This is a genomic window from Paraburkholderia sp. GAS42 (genome assembly GCF_050436565.1).
Lineage (GTDB): Bacteria > Pseudomonadota > Gammaproteobacteria > Burkholderiales > Burkholderiaceae > Paraburkholderia.
The window spans coordinates 228,661-246,169 of record NZ_JBNDML010000008.1 but is presented as its reverse complement, the minus strand read 5'-3'; the positions used below and the strand labels follow the sequence as shown (position 1 = coordinate 246,169).

Annotated in this window: 16 protein-coding genes; all 16 read left to right on the top strand. The window is 62.9% G+C overall.

Features of this window, described 5'->3' with window-relative positions; genetic code table 11:
• Window positions 1–16 precede the first annotated feature (16 nt).
• On the top strand, window positions 17–445 hold the full coding sequence (locus P3T16_RS14885) for an HIT family protein (RefSeq protein WP_429342846.1): 429 nt from the start codon (window positions 17–19) through the stop codon (window positions 443–445).
• A 7-nt stretch (window positions 446–452) separates the two neighbouring features.
• Window positions 453–878: a gamma-butyrobetaine hydroxylase-like domain-containing protein gene (locus tag P3T16_RS14880; RefSeq protein WP_429342845.1), complete on the top strand. Its 426-nt coding sequence runs from the start codon at window positions 453–455 to the stop codon at window positions 876–878.
• A gap of 82 nt (window positions 879–960) precedes the next feature.
• A complete protein-coding gene (gene ubiE, locus P3T16_RS14875) occupies window positions 961–1,692 on the top strand; it encodes a bifunctional demethylmenaquinone methyltransferase/2-methoxy-6-polyprenyl-1,4-benzoquinol methylase UbiE (RefSeq protein ID WP_429342844.1) in 732 nt (243 codons plus the stop codon).
• 35 nt (window positions 1,693–1,727) lie between these two features.
• The gene (locus P3T16_RS14870) at window positions 1,728–2,738 is read left to right on the top strand and encodes a Tim44 domain-containing protein (RefSeq protein WP_429342843.1); all 1,011 of its coding nucleotides are present in this window, start codon (window positions 1,728–1,730) and stop codon (window positions 2,736–2,738) included.
• A gap of 156 nt (window positions 2,739–2,894) precedes the next feature.
• On the top strand, window positions 2,895–3,539 hold the full coding sequence (locus P3T16_RS14865; RefSeq protein ID WP_429254777.1) for a ubiquinone biosynthesis accessory factor UbiJ: 645 nt from the start codon (window positions 2,895–2,897) through the stop codon (window positions 3,537–3,539).
• A 15-nt stretch (window positions 3,540–3,554) separates the two neighbouring features.
• Window positions 3,555–5,135: a ubiquinone biosynthesis regulatory protein kinase UbiB gene (gene ubiB / locus P3T16_RS14860; RefSeq protein ID WP_429342842.1), complete on the top strand. Its 1,581-nt coding sequence runs from the start codon at window positions 3,555–3,557 to the stop codon at window positions 5,133–5,135.
• Window positions 5,136–5,161: 26 nt separating this feature from the next.
• Complete coding sequence (locus tag P3T16_RS14855; RefSeq protein ID WP_429342841.1) at window positions 5,162–5,827, top strand: methyltransferase domain-containing protein; 666 nt, start codon at window positions 5,162–5,164, stop codon at window positions 5,825–5,827.
• 139 nt (window positions 5,828–5,966) lie between these two features.
• Complete coding sequence (locus tag P3T16_RS14850) at window positions 5,967–6,335, top strand: FmdB family zinc ribbon protein (protein ID WP_429254774.1); 369 nt, start codon at window positions 5,967–5,969, stop codon at window positions 6,333–6,335.
• A gap of 72 nt (window positions 6,336–6,407) precedes the next feature.
• A complete protein-coding gene (locus P3T16_RS14845; RefSeq protein ID WP_429254773.1) occupies window positions 6,408–7,070 on the top strand; it encodes a DUF502 domain-containing protein in 663 nt (220 codons plus the stop codon).
• A 63-nt stretch (window positions 7,071–7,133) separates the two neighbouring features.
• Window positions 7,134–8,936 (top strand): aspartate--tRNA ligase, encoded by a 1,803-nt coding sequence (gene aspS / locus P3T16_RS14840; RefSeq protein WP_429254772.1) that lies wholly within the window; start codon window positions 7,134–7,136, stop codon window positions 8,934–8,936.
• Window positions 8,937–9,111: 175 nt separating this feature from the next.
• Complete coding sequence (nudB, locus tag P3T16_RS14835) at window positions 9,112–9,588, top strand: dihydroneopterin triphosphate diphosphatase (RefSeq protein ID WP_429342840.1); 477 nt, start codon at window positions 9,112–9,114, stop codon at window positions 9,586–9,588.
• The gene (gene clsB / locus P3T16_RS14830; RefSeq protein ID WP_429342839.1) at window positions 9,585–10,847 is read left to right on the top strand and encodes a cardiolipin synthase ClsB; all 1,263 of its coding nucleotides are present in this window, start codon (window positions 9,585–9,587) and stop codon (window positions 10,845–10,847) included. Before nudB ends, clsB begins: the two co-directional genes overlap by 4 nt.
• 360 nt (window positions 10,848–11,207) lie before the next feature.
• Complete coding sequence (locus P3T16_RS14825) at window positions 11,208–11,807, top strand: TetR/AcrR family transcriptional regulator (protein ID WP_429254769.1); 600 nt, start codon at window positions 11,208–11,210, stop codon at window positions 11,805–11,807.
• A gap of 104 nt (window positions 11,808–11,911) precedes the next feature.
• On the top strand, window positions 11,912–13,699 hold the full coding sequence (locus P3T16_RS14820; protein WP_429342838.1) for an acyl-CoA dehydrogenase C-terminal domain-containing protein: 1,788 nt from the start codon (window positions 11,912–11,914) through the stop codon (window positions 13,697–13,699).
• Between the two features lie 106 nt (window positions 13,700–13,805).
• On the top strand, window positions 13,806–16,241 hold the full coding sequence (locus tag P3T16_RS14815; protein WP_429342837.1) for a 3-hydroxyacyl-CoA dehydrogenase/enoyl-CoA hydratase family protein: 2,436 nt from the start codon (window positions 13,806–13,808) through the stop codon (window positions 16,239–16,241).
• Window positions 16,242–16,265: 24 nt separating this feature from the next.
• Entirely contained in the window at window positions 16,266–17,465 is a 1,200-nt protein-coding gene (locus P3T16_RS14810) for an acetyl-CoA C-acyltransferase (protein ID WP_429254766.1), read from the top strand.
• Window positions 17,466–17,509 lie beyond the last annotated feature (44 nt).

The following is a 17,509-nucleotide window of genomic DNA, read 5'->3' as shown; positions in this document are numbered from 1 at the left end:
CCGTTCGGGGAAGATGATGGAGTGTGTATTTTGCCGTGAGGAAGGCGGCGATGTGCTGTGGCAGAACGATACGCTGCGTGTCGTTCTCGCCGACGAACACGATTACCCGGGCTTTTGCCGGGTGATCTGGAACGCGCATATCGCCGAGTTTTCCGATCTGTCTGACGATGAGCGCGATTGCGTGATGCAGGCTGTTTACGCTGTCGAGCGCGCGATGAGACGTGTGATGCAACCCGTGAAGGTGAATCTCGCGAGTCTCGGCAACCAGGTGCCGCACGTGCACTGGCATGTGATTCCGCGTTTTTCAAACGACGCGCATTTTCCGCTGCCGATCTGGGCGCCGCGCCAGCGTACGGTGTCGGAGGCGCTGCTGTCGTCGCGCCGCGCGCAGGCCACGCTGCTGCGCGAAGCGGTGCGCAACGAAATCGAACAAGCTCTCGCCTGAGGTCATCATGAGCGGACTGACTCCCGACACACCGGTTCCCACCGGGGTCGTCGTTCACGCGAAATCGCGCGTGCTCGAACTCCAGTACGGCGACGGCAAGAGTTACCGCGTACCGTTCGAACTCCTGCGCGTGTTTTCGCCGTCGGCGGAAGTGCGTGGCCACGGCCCGGGCCAGGAGACGCTGCAGACCGGCAAGCGCGACGTGTCGATCGTATCGATCGAAGGCGTCGGTAATTACGCGTTGCAGCCCACGTTCTCGGACGGGCACTCGACCGGGCTCTATTCGTGGGACCTGCTGTACGACATCGCGATCCGTCAGGACGAACTGTGGCGCGAGTACTTCGGCAAACTCGAAGCGGCGGGCGTCGACCGCGACGCACCGATGGCCGCTGCCGGTGCTGCGCACGGCCACGGGCACGGACATTGCCACTAATTGTGTCATCCGCTGGTACGATGCGGCCTGCGCGCCAGGTATTGCGGCGCAACATTCCAGAATACGCGAAAGGACAAGCGCGATGAACAAGACCCACTTCGGCTTTCAGACAGTCGACGAACAGGAAAAAGCGAAGAAGGTGGCGGGGGTGTTTCACTCGGTCGCCACCAACTACGACCTGATGAACGACCTGATGTCGGGCGGGTTGCATCGCGCGTGGAAGATGTTCACGATCGCTCAGGCGAAAGTGCGGCCGGGCTTCAAGGTGCTCGACATCGCGGGCGGAACGGGCGATCTGTCGAAAGCGTTCGCGAAGCAGGCCGGACCGAGCGGCGAAGTCTGGCATACGGACATCAACGAATCGATGCTGCGGGTGGGCCGCGACCGTCTGCTCGACAAGGGCGTCATCACACCGGCGCTGTTGTGCGACGCGGAAAAAATTCCCTTCCCGGACAACTACTTCGACGTGGTCACCGTCGCTTTCGGGTTGCGCAATATGACGCATAAGGACGTGGCGCTGGCAGAAATGCGTCGTGTGCTGAAACCCGCCGGACGTCTGCTCGTGCTGGAGTTCTCGAAGGTATGGGATCCGCTGAAGAAGGTCTACGATGTTTACTCGTTCAAGGTTCTGCCCTGGCTTGGCGATCGTTTCGCGAAGGACGCCGAAAGCTATCGGTATCTCGCCGAATCGATCCGCATGCATCCGGATCAGGAAACTTTAAAAACAATGATGGAACAAGCAGGCCTCGACGCCGTCAAATATTACAATTTGTCAGCTGGTGTGGTAGCTTTACACGTGGGGACGAAGTACTAACGTCCTAAATCATTGTTTTTTAAGGAATGTGAAAAATGTCTGATTCGCGTTTGTTATCTTCCCGTAAGAAATCGGGTTCGTGGGCGAGGCGAATCGGAGTGGTGGCCATGGTCGGTCTGATCACGGCCGGATCGCTCGTTTCGCTTGACGCCGAAGCGCGGCGCCTCGGCGGTGGTGGCAGCATCGGCCGCCAGTCGAATACGATGCAGCGTTCCACCACGCCGCCGCCGGCCCAACCCGCTCAACCCACGCAGCAGTCGGCGCAGGCCGCCCAGGCGCAACGCGCGCAGCCGGCGCCGGCCGCCACACCCGCGCTGAACCGCTCACGCTGGCTCGGGCCGATCGCGGGTCTGGCCGCTGGTCTGGGTATCGCCGCGCTGCTCTCGCACTTTGGTCTGGGCGAAGCGTTTGCCGGTGCAATGGCTAACTTCATCATCATCGCGCTGATCGCGATGGTGGCCATCTGGCTGATCCGCAAGTTCATGGGCCGCAAACGTGACGCCGGCACGCCGGCTTACGCAAGCGGCGCCGGTTCGCCGACGCTGAACGCAGGTGCCACGGGCTATTCGCCGCAGGAGCCGAGCTATACGGCGCCGCCGTCCGGTTCGTATCTCGCGCCGCATGGCAATCCGCTGAACACGCCTGAAGTCGGGACCGCGCCGTCGGTGCCGGCGAACTTCGACACGGAAGCGTTCCTGCGCAACGCGAAGGTTTACTTCATTCGTCTGCAGGCCGCGTGGGACGTCGGCAATATGGACGACATCCGCGAATTCACCACGCCGGAAATGTACGCCGAGGTGAAGGTCGACCTTTCATCACGCGGCACGGGCACGAACCAGACGGACGTGGTCCAGCTCAACGCGGAGCTGCTGGGCGTCGAAGATCGCGGCACGGAATATTTCGCGAGCGTGCGTTTCTCGGGGCTGATCCGCGAGACTGCGGGTGCGGCGGCCGAGCCGTTCGTGGAAATCTGGAACCTGTCGAAGTCGACGCGCACCGGCGAAGGCTGGCTGCTCGCGGGCATCCAGCAGGTTGCGCAGCATTGACTGGCCTGCGGGCCGGGGCGCGTGTGAACGTCAGGTTAACCGCGCATCGGGCCACCTGACTGGCCGTTCGGCATAGACAGTCCGCAAGCCAACGGACGTTACAATAGGAACCCGCGCTGGCAGATCGCCGGCGCGGGTTTTTTCTTTCCACTTCCGATGACCCTCGCCGCCAAGCCCTTCGCTGCTGCCGTCAACCATCTGCTCGCCCGCGAATCGTGGGCACGCGAGCGCCTCGCTCCCTACGCCGGCAAGACTGCCCGGCTCACCTGTTCACCTGTCACGCTGATACTGCTCGTCGGGCCGGATGGCTATCTGTCCGCGGTCGACGAAACCGAAGCGCAGCAGTTCGACGTCGTGGTGTCCGTGCCGCCGGATGCGTTGCCGGCCTTCGTGCAGGGCGGTCAGGCCGCCGCAATGAAGCACGTGAAAATCGAAGGCGACGCGGAGTTCGCTACGGTGATCGCGAAGCTCGCCGAGCATCTGCGCTGGGAACCCGAAGAAGATCTCGCCAGGTTGATCGGCGATGCCCCCGCTTTGCGCGTTGCTTCGCTGGCGCGCTCGATGCATGCGCAGACGCTTCGCACGGGTCGCAATCTGCTGGGTTCGGTCGCGGAATATCTGCTCGATGAAAAGCCGCAACTGGTGCGGCGCACGGCGCTGGAAGATTTCAACGCTGAACTCGCCCGTGCGCGCGATGCGCTGGCGCGCGTCGAAAAGCGCGTCGAACGTCTTGAACACAAGGTTGAAGCCCGTGACGCCGACGCGTCGGGCGGAGCCGCCACGCCGCGCGGCACGCGCTAGTCACCGGGCTCTACGATGCGTTTTCTGCGTTTTCTAAAAATATTCTTTACCGTCATCCGCTTCGGTCTCGACGAGATGATGTTGAGCCGCGTCAATGACCGGCGCGTAAGGTTGCTGCTTCGTGTCACCACGATCGGGCGTCGCTTCGACCAGCCGCCGGGCGTGCGTCTGCGCCTCGCGCTCGAGAGCCTCGGGCCGATCTTCGTGAAGTTCGGCCAGGTGCTGTCGACGCGGCGCGACCTGCTGCCCGTCGATATCGCGAACGAACTCGCGAAGCTTCAGGACCAGGTGCCCCCGTTCGATTCCGACGTCGCGATCGCGATCGTCGAGAAATCGCTGGGTGCGCCGGTCGGCGTGCTGTTCCATGATTTTGAGCGGGTGCCGGTGGCGAGCGCGTCGATTGCGCAGGTGCACTTCGCGAAGGTGAAGGCCGGGCAGCACGCCGGCAAGGCGGTCGCGGTGAAGGTGCTACGGCCGAACATGCTGCCCGTGATCGACTCCGATCTCGCGCTGATGCGCGATCTCGCGGTGTGGGCCGAGCGCCTGTGGGCGGACGGCAAGCGCCTGAAGCCGCGCGAAGTGGTCGGCGAATTCGACAAGTATCTGCACGACGAGCTCGATCTGATGCGCGAGGCGGCCAATGGCAGCCAGCTGCGCCGCAACTTCGCCGGCCTTGATCTGCTGCTCGTGCCGGAGATGTATTGGGAATTCTGCACGCCCACGGTGCTCGTGATGGAGCGCATGATCGGTGTGCCGATCAGCCAGGTCGAGACGCTGCGCGCGGCGGGCGTCGACATTCCGAAGCTGGCGCGCGAAGGCGTCGAGATCTTCTTCACGCAGGTGTTCCGCGACGGCTTTTTCCACGCCGACATGCACCCGGGCAACATCCAGGTGAGCCTCGACCCACGGCATTTCGGGCGCTATATTGCGCTCGATTTTGGCATCATCGGCGCGTTGTCGGACTTCGACAAAAACTATCTCGCGCAGAACTTCCTGGCGTTCTTCAAGCGCGACTATCACCGCGTCGCCACGCTGCATCTGGAGTCCGGCTGGGTGCCGAAGACAACCCGCGTCGAGGAGCTCGAAAGCGCGATTCGCGCCGTGTGCGAGCCGTACTTCGATCGTGCGCTGAAGGATATCTCGCTCGGTCAGGTGTTGCTGCGTCTTTTCTCGACATCGCGCCGCTTCAATGTCGAGATCCAGCCGCAACTGGTGCTGCTGCAGAAGACGATGCTGAACGTCGAAGGCCTTGGCCGCTCGCTCGATCCCGAACTCGATCTGTGGAAGACCGCCAAGCCGTATCTCGAACGCTGGATGAACGAGCAGATCGGGCTGTCCGGCTGGTACGAACGACTCAAGATCGAGGCGCCGCAATGGAGCAAGACGCTGCCGCAACTGCCGCGTCTGATCCATCACGTGCTGGCGTCGCGCCACGATGCGCAGCACGGCGAGCCGCACGACGACGCCATGCGACTCATCCTGCTCGAGCAAAAACGGACTAACAGACTGCTGCAAGGCCTTTTGATGTTCGGCATTGCAGCGGGCGTCGGCGCGGTGCTTGCGCGCGTCTGGCTGGCCATGCTGTATGGCGGCTGACTCATTGGGCTGGCAGGGAGAGATCCATGAGCGTTGATTCAAACCGTCCTCCACCGCAGTCAGGTGCCGGCGCTCGTCAGACCGTTCCGGAATTCGCGACGCGAGATCCGAACTCGCCGGCCTTCTGGGACGAGCGTTTCGAATCTGGCTTCATGCCGTGGGATCAAGCGGGCGTGCCATCGGCGTTCACGGCGTTTGCCGCGCGGCACGCGGGTGAATCCGTTTTGATTCCCGGCTGCGGAAGCGCCTGGGAAGCGCTGGTGCTCGCGCAGGAAGGGCGTCAGGTTCGCGCGATCGACTTCTCACCGAACGCGGTCGCGACCGCGCGCGAGCAACTGGGGGCACACGCTGCGGTCGTCGAACAGGCGGATTTCTTCTCGTACGAGCCGCCGTTTACGCCAGCGTGGATTTACGAGCGCGCGTTTCTCTGCGCCCTGCCGAAAGCACGCTGGGGCGACTATGCGCAGCGGATGGCTACCCTGTTGCCGGCAGGTGCGCTGCTGGCCGGCTTCTACTTTCTCGGCGCTACGCCGAAAGGGCCGCCGTTCGGCATCGAGCGTCCGGAGCTGGAGGCGTTGCTGCTGCCGCATTTCGAACTGATCGAAGATGAGGCCGTCGCAGATTCGGTACCGGTGTTCGCCGGGCGTGAGCGCTGGATGACATGGCGTCGTCGCGGTGCCGCGGTAGCTTGATCCAGGCCGCAACGCCCCCATTTGACAACGCGGCGGGTCTATCCCGCCGCACGCCCCGAATTCCGGGGCGGCAAACCGTTTGCGGCTATAATTCAAGGCTTTGCAGGCGTTTACAGGATTTTCGCAGGGAATAAAGATCATGCCGATCTACGCTTATCGTTGTGAATCATGCGGCTTCGGGAAGGACGTGCTTCAGAAGATGAGCGACGCCCCGCTGACGCAATGCCCGGAATGCGGCAAAGACGCGTTCCGCAAACAGGTTACGGCCGCCGGCTTCCAGCTGAAGGGCTCGGGCTGGTACGTCACCGACTTCCGTGGTGGGGCGGGCGGTGCGGCTGCGGCCGCGAAGCCCGCGGCTGGTGAAGGCGCTGTAGCCGATAGTGGCCAGACCGATAGCGGCAAAACCGATGCCGGTTCGTCGTCCGCTGGCGCCGATAGCGCGAAAGCCGCACCGGCCGCTCCTGCTGCCGCAGCGCCCGCATCGAATTCGGGCGCAGACGGCGCGTAGCAGCATCGCAGCCCGCAAGGGCGACAAGCACACCGCGGCGGCATGCGCCGGCGCGGTTCACTGGCGGTACACATGACGACGAAAAAGACGACGCTCAAATCGGTGTTCCTGACTGGCCTGCTGGTGCTGGTACCGCTCGCCATTACCTTGTGGGTGCTTGGCCTGATCATCGGTACGATGGACCAGACGCTTCTGCTGCTGCCGGAATCGTGGCAGCCGGAGCGCGCGCTTGGCTTCCGTCTGCCGGGTCTGGGCGCCGTATTGACCATCGCGTTTATTTTTATCGTCGGACTATTGACGCAGAACTTCATCGGGCAGACGCTCGTCAAGTGGTGGGAAGTCGTCGTGCGTCATATTCCGGTGGTCGGTCCGATCTATACCAGCGTCAAGCAGGTGTCGGACACGCTGCTGTCGAGCAGCGGCAACGCGTTCCGCAAGGCGTTGCTGATCGAGTATCCGCGCAGGGGTTCCTACACGATCGCGTTTCTGACGGGCATTCCCGGCGGCGACGTGGTCAACCACCTGAAGGGAGATCACGTGAGCGTGTACGTGCCGACGACGCCGAATCCGACGTCCGGCTTCTTCCTGATGGTGCCGAAGAGTGAAGTCGTCGAACTCGATATGTCGGTCGACGCCGCGCTCAAGTACATCGTCTCGATGGGTGTCGTGGCGCCGTCCGCGCCCGTGAACGCGGCGCCGGTGCGTCGCGCGACCACCATCGAGCCTCCGCTGTAATGCCGGAGCGCGTCCCCTGTCGGCGCGCACCGTTCGATCAATGCAAAACGAAAGACAAACATCATGTCGATGAGATCTGAATACTGCGGTCTGGTGACCGAACACCTGCTGGGCCAAACCGTGTCGCTGTGCGGCTGGGTGAGCCGTCGTCGCGACCACGGCGGCGTCATCTTCATCGACCTGCGCGACCGCGAAGGCCTCGTTCAGGTCGTCTGCGACCCGGATCGCGCGGAGATGTTCAAGATCGCCGAAGGCGTGCGCAACGAGTTCTGCGTGCGCGTTCAGGGTGTGGTCCGCAACCGTCCGGAAGGCACGGCGAACGCCAGCCTGAAGAGCGGCAAGATCGAAGTGCTGTGCCACGACCTGACGGTGCTGAACGCATCGGTCACCCCGCCGTTCCCGCTCGACGACGACAACCTGTCGGAAACCACGCGCCTCACGCATCGCGTGCTCGACCTGCGCCGTCCGCAGATGCAGCACAACCTGCGCCTGCGTTATCGCGTCGCGATGGAAGTGCGCAAGTATCTCGACGCGCAAGGCTTCATCGACATCGAAACGCCGATGCTCACGAAGAGCACACCGGAAGGCGCGCGCGATTACCTGGTGCCTTCGCGTACCAACCCGGGTCAGTTCTTCGCGCTGCCGCAGTCGCCGCAGCTGTTCAAGCAGCTGCTGATGGTGGCGAACTTCGATCGTTACTACCAGATCGTCAAGTGTTTCCGCGATGAAGACCTGCGCGCCGACCGTCAGCCGGAATTCACGCAGATCGACTGCGAAACCTCGTTCCTTACCGAACAGGAAATCCGCGATCTGTTCGAGGCGATGATCCGTCACGTGTTCAAGGAAACGATCGGCGTTCAGCTCGACGAGAAGTTCCCGGTCATGCTGTATTCGGAAGCCATGCGCCGCTTCGGTTCGGACAAACCGGACCTGCGCGTGAAGCTCGAATTCACCGACCTGACCGACGCGATGAAAGACGTCGACTTCAAGGTGTTCAGCACGCCGGCCAACACGAAGGACGGCCGCGTTGCAGCGCTGCGCGTGCCGAAGGGTGGCGAGTTGTCGCGTGGCGACATCGACAGCTACACGGAATTCGTGCGCATCTACGGAGCGAAGGGTCTCGCGTGGGTCAAGGTCAACGAAGTCGCGAAGGGTCGTGACGGTCTGCAAAGCCCGATCGTCAAGAACCTGCACGACGCGTCGATCGCGGCGATCCTCGAGCGCACCGGCGCGCAGGACGGTGACATCATTTTCTTCGCGGCAGATCGCGCGAAGGTGGTGAACGACAGCCTCGGCGCGCTGCGTCTGAAGATCGGCCATTCGGAATTCGGCAAGGCGAACAGCCTCGTCGAAGACGGCTGGAAGCCGCTGTGGGTGATCGACTTCCCGATGTTCGAATACGACGAGGAAGAGGCACGTCACGTGGCCGCTCACCATCCGTTCACGAGCCCGAAGGACGAGCACCTGGAGTATCTGGAAACGGACCCGGGCCGCTGCCTCGCGAAGGCGTACGACATGGTGCTGAACGGCTGGGAAATCGGCGGCGGCTCGGTTCGTATCTATCAGGAAGACGTACAGAGCAAGGTGTTCCGCGCCCTCAAGATCGGTGCGGAAGAAGCACGTGCGAAGTTCGGCTTCCTGCTCGACGCGCTGCAGTATGGCGCGCCGCCGCACGGCGGTATCGCATTCGGCCTCGACCGTATCGTGACGATGATGGCGCGCGCCGATTCGATCCGCGACGTGATCGCGTTCCCGAAGACGCAACGCGCGCAAGACCTGCTCACACAGGCGCCGAGCGAAGTGGACGAGCGCCAGCTGCGCGAACTCCACATCCGTCTGCGTCAGCCGGAGCCGAAGGTTCAGTAATCGTTGCCCGAACGTCCGAAGCAACTTCGGCAGCTTCAATAGCATCGGAAGAAAAAGGCGCGTCATGCGCCTTTTTCTTTTTTTGCGTTACAGTCGAAGCGAAATCTATCAACTGACTGACATGCGGCGCGCGTAACCTGCGCGTGCGCTGTGCCTCGCCTGATCATCGATCACCATGCCGAAACCGCCGAAGATTCCGGAGTCTGTCCTTGTCGTCATCCATACGCCGCAACTCGACGTGCTGATTATCGAACGGGCTGACCGGCCGGGCTTCTGGCAATCCGTGACGGGATCGAAGGACCACATCGACGAGCCCGTCATCGAAACAGCCATCCGCGAAGTGGGCGAGGAAACAGGCATTGTCGTCGGCACGCCGGCGGTGCCGCTCGATGCGCTGCATGAGTGGCAGCATCAGATCGAATATGAGATTTATCCGGTGTGGCGTCATCGTTATGCTGACGGTGTCACGCGCAATGTCGAGCACTGGTTCAGCCTGCAGGTGCCGCATCGCGTTGAAGTGACGCTGTCGCCGCGCGAGCACACGGCGTTTGCGTGGTTACCCTTTGAGGAAGCGGCGGCGCGCTGCTTTTCGTGGTCGAACCGCGAGGCCATCCTGCAACTGCCGACGCGCCTCACGGCGCGCCCGCGATGACGAGCCTCACCACGCGACGCTTCGCGCGGCTCCGTCAGAGTCTTCGCGGCCGGCGTTACTGGCAGCGATACCGCTTCACCACCGGCAACGATGTCCGGCTCTTCCGTTCCGGCGATGAATATTTCGACGCGCTCATTGAACGCGTCGACGCCGCGACGCGCGATGTCGCGCTCGAAACGTACATCTTCTGCGACGACGACGCGGGACGGAAATTGTCCGCTGCGTTGCTGCGAGCCGCCGCGCGTGGCGTGCGGATTCGCGTGATCACCGACGGCGTCGGCACCGGGAATCTCGCTCTGTTTGATGACTGGCTGCCGAACGGCGTCGAACATCGCGTCTATAACCCGCATATCTTTGGTCGCTTCGGCTTCTCGCGCACACACCGCAAGCTCGCGGTGGTCGATCACGAGTACGCGTATTGCGGCGGCATCAACGTCGTCGACGACTTCGACAACAACGGCGCGCGTCTGCCGCACCCGCGGTGGGACTTCGCGGTCGAGCTGCATGGGCCGGTCGTCACCGACATCCGCGACGCGTTCGAAGTGCAATGGCGCCGCGTTCGCATCGGATACAAGCCCATCGAATCGCCAGCCGCGGAAGGCGGCGATGCGCCGCCCGATCCCGGCCGCGCTGCGCGCCTGCGGTTGCGCCGGCGCGCGCGCGGCGATCTGCGTGATTCCGGCCTGCCGTGCGTCGCGTTCGTCGCGCGCGACAACCTCGTCAACCGTCGCGCGATCGAAAAGGCGTATCTGACCGCGATCGGCCAGGCGCGCACCGAAGTGCTGCTCGCCAATCCGTATTTCATGCCAGGCCGCAAGCTCCGTCGTGCGCTCACGCACGCTGCGCGGCGTGGCGTCGAGGTGCGGCTGATCATCGGGCGCAAGGAGTTTGCCGCGCTCGATTACGCGGTGCCATTCCTGTATCGCGCGCTGCTGCGAGCGGGCGTCAAGATCGCCGAATACGAGAAGACGCTGCTGCACGGCAAGGTCGCGGTGGTCGATTCGAGCTGGGGGACAGTGGGCTCGTCGAATCTTGACGCGCTCAGCCTGCTGGTCAACAACGAGGCGAACGTCGTGCTGGTGGCGGATCGCGCGATCCACGACCTGCGCGCCGCGATCCTGACCGCGTTCGACGAGTCGCGCCGGATCGATCTGGCGCGCTACGAGGCCCGTCCGCGCGGCGAGCGCATTCTTAACTGGCTCGCGTACAACACATACCGGGCGGTGATGAAGGTGCTGACGGTCGGTGGCTACGACTAGCTTTCCGTCTCCGGGCACGAAACCCGCGTCCGGGGCAGCGCTTGCAGACCAGCCGTCGAACCATCCGCTGAACAGGCAATAACAAGGCAATACAACAACCACAGCCCATCCTCTCCGGCGTCCCAGCGCAATCCGGGTAATTCACCTGGATACACAAGCGCGGCGAGCCGGTAAAACCCCATTAGGCGTTACGGACGAACAATCCCTAAAATTACGCGTCGTCCGATTGACGGATGTCGCAAAATTGGAGGCCGGTTAGAAACCGGTTTCTAATAAAGTCCTTGTTTCGCGGGCGGTCGTACTCAACAATAGTACGGCCGTTCGATTTTCTTTCGGTCAAATCAGAACGGTATAAAAGCTATGCGAAAAGGCGAACAGACGCGAGCCGCAATTCTCGACGCAGCACTCGACCTGGCCAGCCGCGACGGACTCGAAGGTCTGACGATTGGTCTCCTGGCCGAGCGCATGCAGATGAGTAAAAGCGGCGTGTTTGCGCATTTTGGGTCGCGCGAAGATCTGCAGGTTGAAGTGGTCAGGGAATATCACCGCCGTTTTGAAGAGGAGGTGTTTTTTCCGAGTCTGCACGAACCGCGTGGTCTGCCGCGTCTGCGGGCGATGATCTCGCGCTGGATAGAGAAGCGCATTCAGGAAGTCACAACTGGGTGCATCTATATCAGCGGAGCGGTCGAGTACGACGACCGCGCGGACAACCCGGTGCGCGAGCAACTGGTGTCGAGTGTGAGCATCTGGCGCGCCGCGCTCACGCGAGCCATTTCGCAGGCGATGGAAGAGGGGCATCTGAGGAAGGACGCTGATCCGCAACTGATGCTCTTCGAACTGTACAGCCTCACGCTGGGTCTGCATCACGATGCGCGCTTCCTGCACCTGCCGGATGCAGTGCGCCTGACGTGGGCCTCGCTGGATAAATTGATCGTTTCGTATCAAAGCGAAAGCCGCTAGCCGCGCCTCCGGATCCATCGGGTTCGTTGGCGGAAAAGGTCCACATTACGGACCCTGGCTGGTGGCCGGGCTTTAAGCCAACACCTTTGGAGTGGAGAAGAGTCATGGGACAGTACGCCGCGCCGCTGCGCGACATGCAATTCGTGTTGCACGAGCTGCTTAACGTCGAAGCCGAGATCAGGCAGATGCCGAGGCACGCGGATCTCGACGCCGATACGATCAACCAGGTGCTCGAAGAAGCCGGCAAGTTCTGCTCCGAGGTGCTGTTCCCGCTGAACCAGAGCGGCGACGAGGAAGGTTGCACGTACGTCGGTGACGGCGTCGTGACCACGCCGAAAGGCTTCAAGGAAGCCTATCAACAGTACGTCGAGGCTGGCTGGCCGGCGCTCGGCTGCGATCCCGGGTACGGCGGCCAGGGCCTGCCCGCGTTCGTCAACAACGCGCTGTACGAAATGCTCAACTCGGCGAATCAGGCGTGGACGATGTATCCCGGTCTGTCGCACGGCGCGTACGAATGCCTGCACGCGCACGGCACGCCGGAACTGCAGCAACTTTACCTGCCGAAGCTGGTGTCCGGCACGTGGACCGGCACGATGTGCCTGACCGAACCGCATTGCGGCACCGACCTCGGCATCCTGCGCACGAAGGCGGAGCCGAACAGCGATGGCTCGTACGCCATCAGCGGCACCAAGATCTTCATCTCGAGCGGCGAACACGACATGGCCGCGAACATCGTCCACCTCGTGCTGGCACGTCTGCCGGATGCCCCGAAGGGCACCAAGGGTATCTCGCTCTTCATCGTGCCGAAGTTCGTTCCGAACGAAGCGGGCGAGCCGGGTGAGCGCAACGGCGTGAAGTGCGGCTCGATCGAACACAAGATGGGCATTCACGGCAACGCGACGTGCGTGATCAATCTCGACAACGCGAAGGGCTGGCTCGTCGGTGAGCCGAACAAAGGCTTGAACGCGATGTTCGTGATGATGAACGCCGCCCGTCTGGGCGTCGGCATGCAGAGCCTCGGCCTGACCGAAGTCGCGTATCAGAACTCGCTGGTGTACGCGAAGGAGCGTCTGCAGATGCGTTCGCTGACCGGCCCGAAGGCGCCGGAAAAAGCCGCCGATCCGATCATCGTGCATCCGGACGTGCGTCGCATGCTGCTCACGCAGAAGGCGTATGCAGAAGGCGCGCGGGCATTGACGTACTGGTGCGCGCTGCAGATCGACAAGGAGCTGTCGCACGCGGATGAATCCGCGCGCAGGGACGCTGCCGATCTCATCGCGCTGCTCACGCCGATCCTGAAGGCGTTCCTGTCGGACAACGCGTTCGAAGGCACGAACCACGCGATGCAGATCTACGGCGGCCACGGCTTCATCGCAGAGTGGGGCATGGAGCAGTACGTGCGCGACGCCCGCATCAACATGATCTACGAAGGCACGAACGCGGTTCAATCGCTCGACCTGCTGGGCCGCAAGGTGCTCGGCGACATGGGCGCGAAGATGAAGAAGTTCGGCAAGCTGGTCGCCGACCTCGTCGAAGCCGAAGGCATCAAGCCGGAGATGCAGGAGTTCATCAACCCGCTCGCCGACATTGGTGAAAAGGTGCAGAAGCTGACGATGGAAATCGGCATGAAGGCGATGCAGAACCCGGATGAAGTCGGCGCGGCTGCCGTGCCGTATCTGCGCACCGTCGGCCACCTCGTGTTCTCGTATTTCTGGGCGCGCATGGCACGTATCGCGCTGGATAACGAGGCATCGGGCGATCCGTTCTATAAGGCGAAGCTCGCTACCGCACGCTTCTACTTCGCGAAGCTGCTGCCGGAAACGGCGATGACGATCCGACAGGCGCGCGCTGGTTCGAAGTCGCTGATGGAAGTCGACGAAGCGCTGTTCTAAAGCATCTCAGGCATGCGCCGCGCGTTTGGCACTGAACGCGCGGCGCATTCGCCCCGTCCCGCATTCGCACCACTAGCGACACCGCATAACTCCCCGGAGGAACGACGTGAGCAATCTGATCATTCGCAAGGTAGCCGTGCTCGGCGCCGGCGTGATGGGCGCGCAGATCGCTGCGCACCTGATCAACGCCAAGGTGCCTGTGCTGCTGTTCGACCTGCCCGCAAAGGAAGGTCCGAAGAATGCCATCGCACTGAAAGCGATCGAAAACCTGAAAAATCTGTCGCCGGCGCCGTTCGGCGTGAAGGACGACGCGCAGTACATCCAGCCCGCCAACTACGATGACGACATTGCAAAGCTTGAAGAATGCGATCTCGTGATCGAAGCGATCGCTGAACGGATGGACTGGAAGCACGACCTGTACAGGAAAGTCTCGCCGCACATCGCGCCGAATGCGATCTTCGCGACGAACACCTCGGGTCTGTCGATCACCGAACTGTCGAAGGGCTTTTCGGATGAACTGAAGTCGCGCTTCTGCGGCGTGCACTTCTTCAATCCGCCACGCTACATGCACCTCGTCGAACTGATTCCGACCGCGACGACGCGTCCGGAAATCCTCGACCAGCTCGAATCGTTCCTGACGAGTGTCGTCGGCAAGGGCGTCGTGCGGGCGAAAGATACGCCGAACTTCATCGCGAACCGTGTCGGCATTTTCTCGATTCTCGCGGTGATGACGGAAGCGCAGAAGTTCGGTCTGCGTTTCGATGAAGTCGACGATCTGACGGGTAGCCGTCTCGGTCGCGCGAAGTCGGCGACGTTCCGTACCGCGGACGTGGTCGGTCTCGACACGATGGCGCACGTCATCAAGACGATGCAGGACACGCTCGCCGACGATCCGTTCTTCCCGGTCTACGAGACGCCTGCTGTGCTCGCCGAACTGGTGAAGCAGGGTGCGCTCGGTCAGAAGACCGGCGGCGGTTTCTACAGGAAAGAAGGCAAGGCGATCAAGGTGCTCGACCCGAAGACGGGCGGGTACGTCGACAGCGGCGCGAAAGCCGACGAACTGGTTGGCCGCATCCTGAAGCGTCCGCCGGCGGAACGTCTGAAGCTGCTGCGCGAATCGGAACATCCACAGGCGCAGTTCCTGTGGTCGATCTTCCGCGACGTGTTCCATTACATCGGCGTCCATCTCGAATCGATCGCGGACAACGCGCGCGATGTCGACCTCGCGATCCGCTGGGGCTTCGGCTGGAACGAGGGGCCGTTCGAAGGCTGGCAGACGGCCGGCTGGAAGCAGGTCGCCGAGTGGGTGCAGGAAGACATCGCGGCAGGCAAGGCGCTGTCGAACGCACCGCTGCCTTCGTGGGTGCTCGAAGGGCCGGTCGCAGAGAAAGGCGGCGTGCATACGAATGACGGTTCGTGGTCGCCGGCGTCGAAGTCGTTCGTGCCGCGCTCGTCGCTTTCCGTCTACGAGAAGCAGGTGTTCCGTGCGCCGCTGGCCGGCGAGACGGCAACCGACCCGAAGACGTACGGCAAGACACTGTTCGAAACCGACGCAGTACGTGCGTGGGTCGACGATCGCGCCGGCGAGAACGACGTCCTGATCGTGTCGTTCAAGAGCAAGATGAACACGATTGGACCGTCGGTGATCGACGGCCTCGTGCAGGCGATCGACCTCGCCGAGAAGGAATACAAGGGCGTGGTCGTGTGGCAGCCGACATCGCTGAAACTCGGCACGCCGGGCGGCGCGTTCTCCGCAGGCGCGAATCTCGAAGAAGCGATGCCCGCTTTCATGATGGGCGGCGCGAAGGGCATCGAGCCGTTCGTGAAGAAGTTCCAGCAGGGCATGCTGCGCGTGAAGTACGCGAGCGTGCCGGTCGTCGCGGCTGTGTCGGGCATCGCGCTCGGCGGCGGGTGCGAGCTGGTGCTGCATAGCGCGAAGCGCGTTGCGCACATCGAAAGCTATATCGGTCTCGTCGAAGTGGGCGTCGGCCTCGTGCCGGCCGGCGGCGGTCTGAAGGAAGCCGCGCTGCGTGCCGCCGAAGCCGCGACGCAAGCGGGCGCGACCAGCGATCTGCTGAAGTTCGTGCAGAAGTCGTTCGAAAACGCCGCGATGGCGAAGGTCTCGGCCTCCGCGCTCGACGCCCGCGCGATGGGCTATCTGAAACCGTCCGACACGATCGTCTTCAACGTCTTCGAACTGCTCGACACCGCGAAGAAGGAAGCACGCGCACTGGCCGCTGCGGGCTACCGTCCGCCGCTGCGTGTGACGCAGGTTCCGGTCGCCGGACGTTCGGCGATCTCGACGATCAAGGCATCGCTCGTCAACATGCGCGATGGCCGTTTCATCAGCGAGCACGACTACGTGATCGCGAGCCGCATCGCGGAAGCGGTATGCGGTGGCGACGTCGAAGCCGGCAGCCTTGTCGATGAAGAATGGCTGCTGCAACTCGAGCGTCGGGCGTTCGTCGATCTGCTCGGCACGCAGAAGACGCAGGAGCGGATCATGGGCATGTTGCAGACCGGCAAGCCGGTGCGTAACTAACGCGCGACGACAAAGGAGTTTCAAATGGCAAAGCAATTGCAGGACGCATACATCGTCGCCGCGAGCCGCACGCCGATCGGCAAGGCGCCGCGCGGCATGTTCAGGAACACGCGCCCGGACGAACTGCTGGTGCACGCGATCCGATCGGCCGTGGCGCAGGTGCCGGGCCTCGACACGAAGGTGATCGAAGACGCGATCGTCGGCTGCGCGATTCCGGAAGCGGAGCAGGGTCTCAACGTCGCGCGGATGGGCGCGCTGCTCGCCGGCCTGCCGAATTCGGTGGGCGGCGTGACGGTGAACCGCTTCTGCGCGTCGGGCCTGACGGCGTTGGCGATGGCGGCCGACCGCATTCGCGTCGGCGAATCGGACGCGATGATCGCGGGCGGCTGCGAGTCGATGAGCATGGTGCCGATGATGGGCAACAAGCCGTCGATGTCGCCGCACATCTTCGATCGCAGCGAAGACTTTGGCATCGCCTATGGCATGGGTCTGACGGCCGAGAAGGTCGCCGAGCGCTGGAAGATCAGCCGCGAAGCGCAAGACCAGTTCTCGGTCGAATCGCACCGCCGCGCGATCGCCGCGCAGCAGGCCGGCGAGTTCAACGACGAGATCGCCGCCTACACGATCACCGAGCGCTTCCCCGATCTTGCCACCGGTGAGGTGAAGGTGAAGACGCGCGAGATCGCGCTCGACGAAGGTCCACGTGCGGACACGTCGATGGAAGGTCTCGCGAAGCTGCGCGCGGTGTTCGCGAACAAGGGCTCGGTCACGGCCGGCAACAGTTCGCAGACGTCGGACGGCGCGGGCGCGCTGATCGTCGTGTCGGAAAAGATGCTGAAGGAATTCAACCTGACGCCGCTCGCCCGTTTCGTCAGCTTCGCTGTGCGCGGCGTGCCGCCGGAAATCATGGGCATCGGTCCGAAGGAGGCGATTCCTGCTGCGCTGAAGGCCGCCGGTCTGAAGATCGAAGACATGGACTGGATCGAGCTGAACGAAGCGTTCGCTGCACAATCGCTGGCGGTGATCCAGGACCTCGGTCTCGATCCGTCGAAGATCAATCCGCTTGGCGGCGCGATCGCGCTGGGTCACCCGCTCGGCGCGACGGGCGCGATCCGCGCATCGACGGTGGTGCACGGGCTGCGTCGCCGGAACTTCAGGTATGGCATGGTGACGATGTGCGTCGGCACGGGTATGGGCGCGGCTGGCATCATCGAGCGTCTGTAAGCTTGAGCCGCACACAGCGCATGTAAGACGAACGGTTCGCAGGT

Coding starts and splice junctions, on each gene's coding strand:
- aspS (WP_429254772.1), top strand. CDS start 7,134: ATGTCGATGAGATCTGAATACTGCGGTCTGGTGACCGAACACCTGCTG.
- P3T16_RS14870 (WP_429342843.1), top strand. CDS start 1,728: ATGTCTGATTCGCGTTTGTTATCTTCCCGTAAGAAATCGGGTTCGTGG.
- P3T16_RS14855 (WP_429342841.1), top strand. CDS start 5,162: ATGAGCGTTGATTCAAACCGTCCTCCACCGCAGTCAGGTGCCGGCGCT.
- P3T16_RS14845 (WP_429254773.1), top strand. CDS start 6,408: ATGACGACGAAAAAGACGACGCTCAAATCGGTGTTCCTGACTGGCCTG.
- P3T16_RS14825 (WP_429254769.1), top strand. CDS start 11,208: ATGCGAAAAGGCGAACAGACGCGAGCCGCAATTCTCGACGCAGCACTC.
- P3T16_RS14810 (WP_429254766.1), top strand. CDS start 16,266: ATGGCAAAGCAATTGCAGGACGCATACATCGTCGCCGCGAGCCGCACG.
- nudB (WP_429342840.1), top strand. CDS start 9,112: ATGCCGAAACCGCCGAAGATTCCGGAGTCTGTCCTTGTCGTCATCCAT.
- P3T16_RS14885 (WP_429342846.1), top strand. CDS start 17: ATGGAGTGTGTATTTTGCCGTGAGGAAGGCGGCGATGTGCTGTGGCAG.
- P3T16_RS14820 (WP_429342838.1), top strand. CDS start 11,912: ATGGGACAGTACGCCGCGCCGCTGCGCGACATGCAATTCGTGTTGCAC.
- ubiB (WP_429342842.1), top strand. CDS start 3,555: ATGCGTTTTCTGCGTTTTCTAAAAATATTCTTTACCGTCATCCGCTTC.
- ubiE (WP_429342844.1), top strand. CDS start 961: ATGAACAAGACCCACTTCGGCTTTCAGACAGTCGACGAACAGGAAAAA.
- P3T16_RS14880 (WP_429342845.1), top strand. CDS start 453: ATGAGCGGACTGACTCCCGACACACCGGTTCCCACCGGGGTCGTCGTT.
- clsB (WP_429342839.1), top strand. CDS start 9,585: ATGACGAGCCTCACCACGCGACGCTTCGCGCGGCTCCGTCAGAGTCTT.
- P3T16_RS14850 (WP_429254774.1), top strand. CDS start 5,967: ATGCCGATCTACGCTTATCGTTGTGAATCATGCGGCTTCGGGAAGGAC.
- P3T16_RS14865 (WP_429254777.1), top strand. CDS start 2,895: ATGACCCTCGCCGCCAAGCCCTTCGCTGCTGCCGTCAACCATCTGCTC.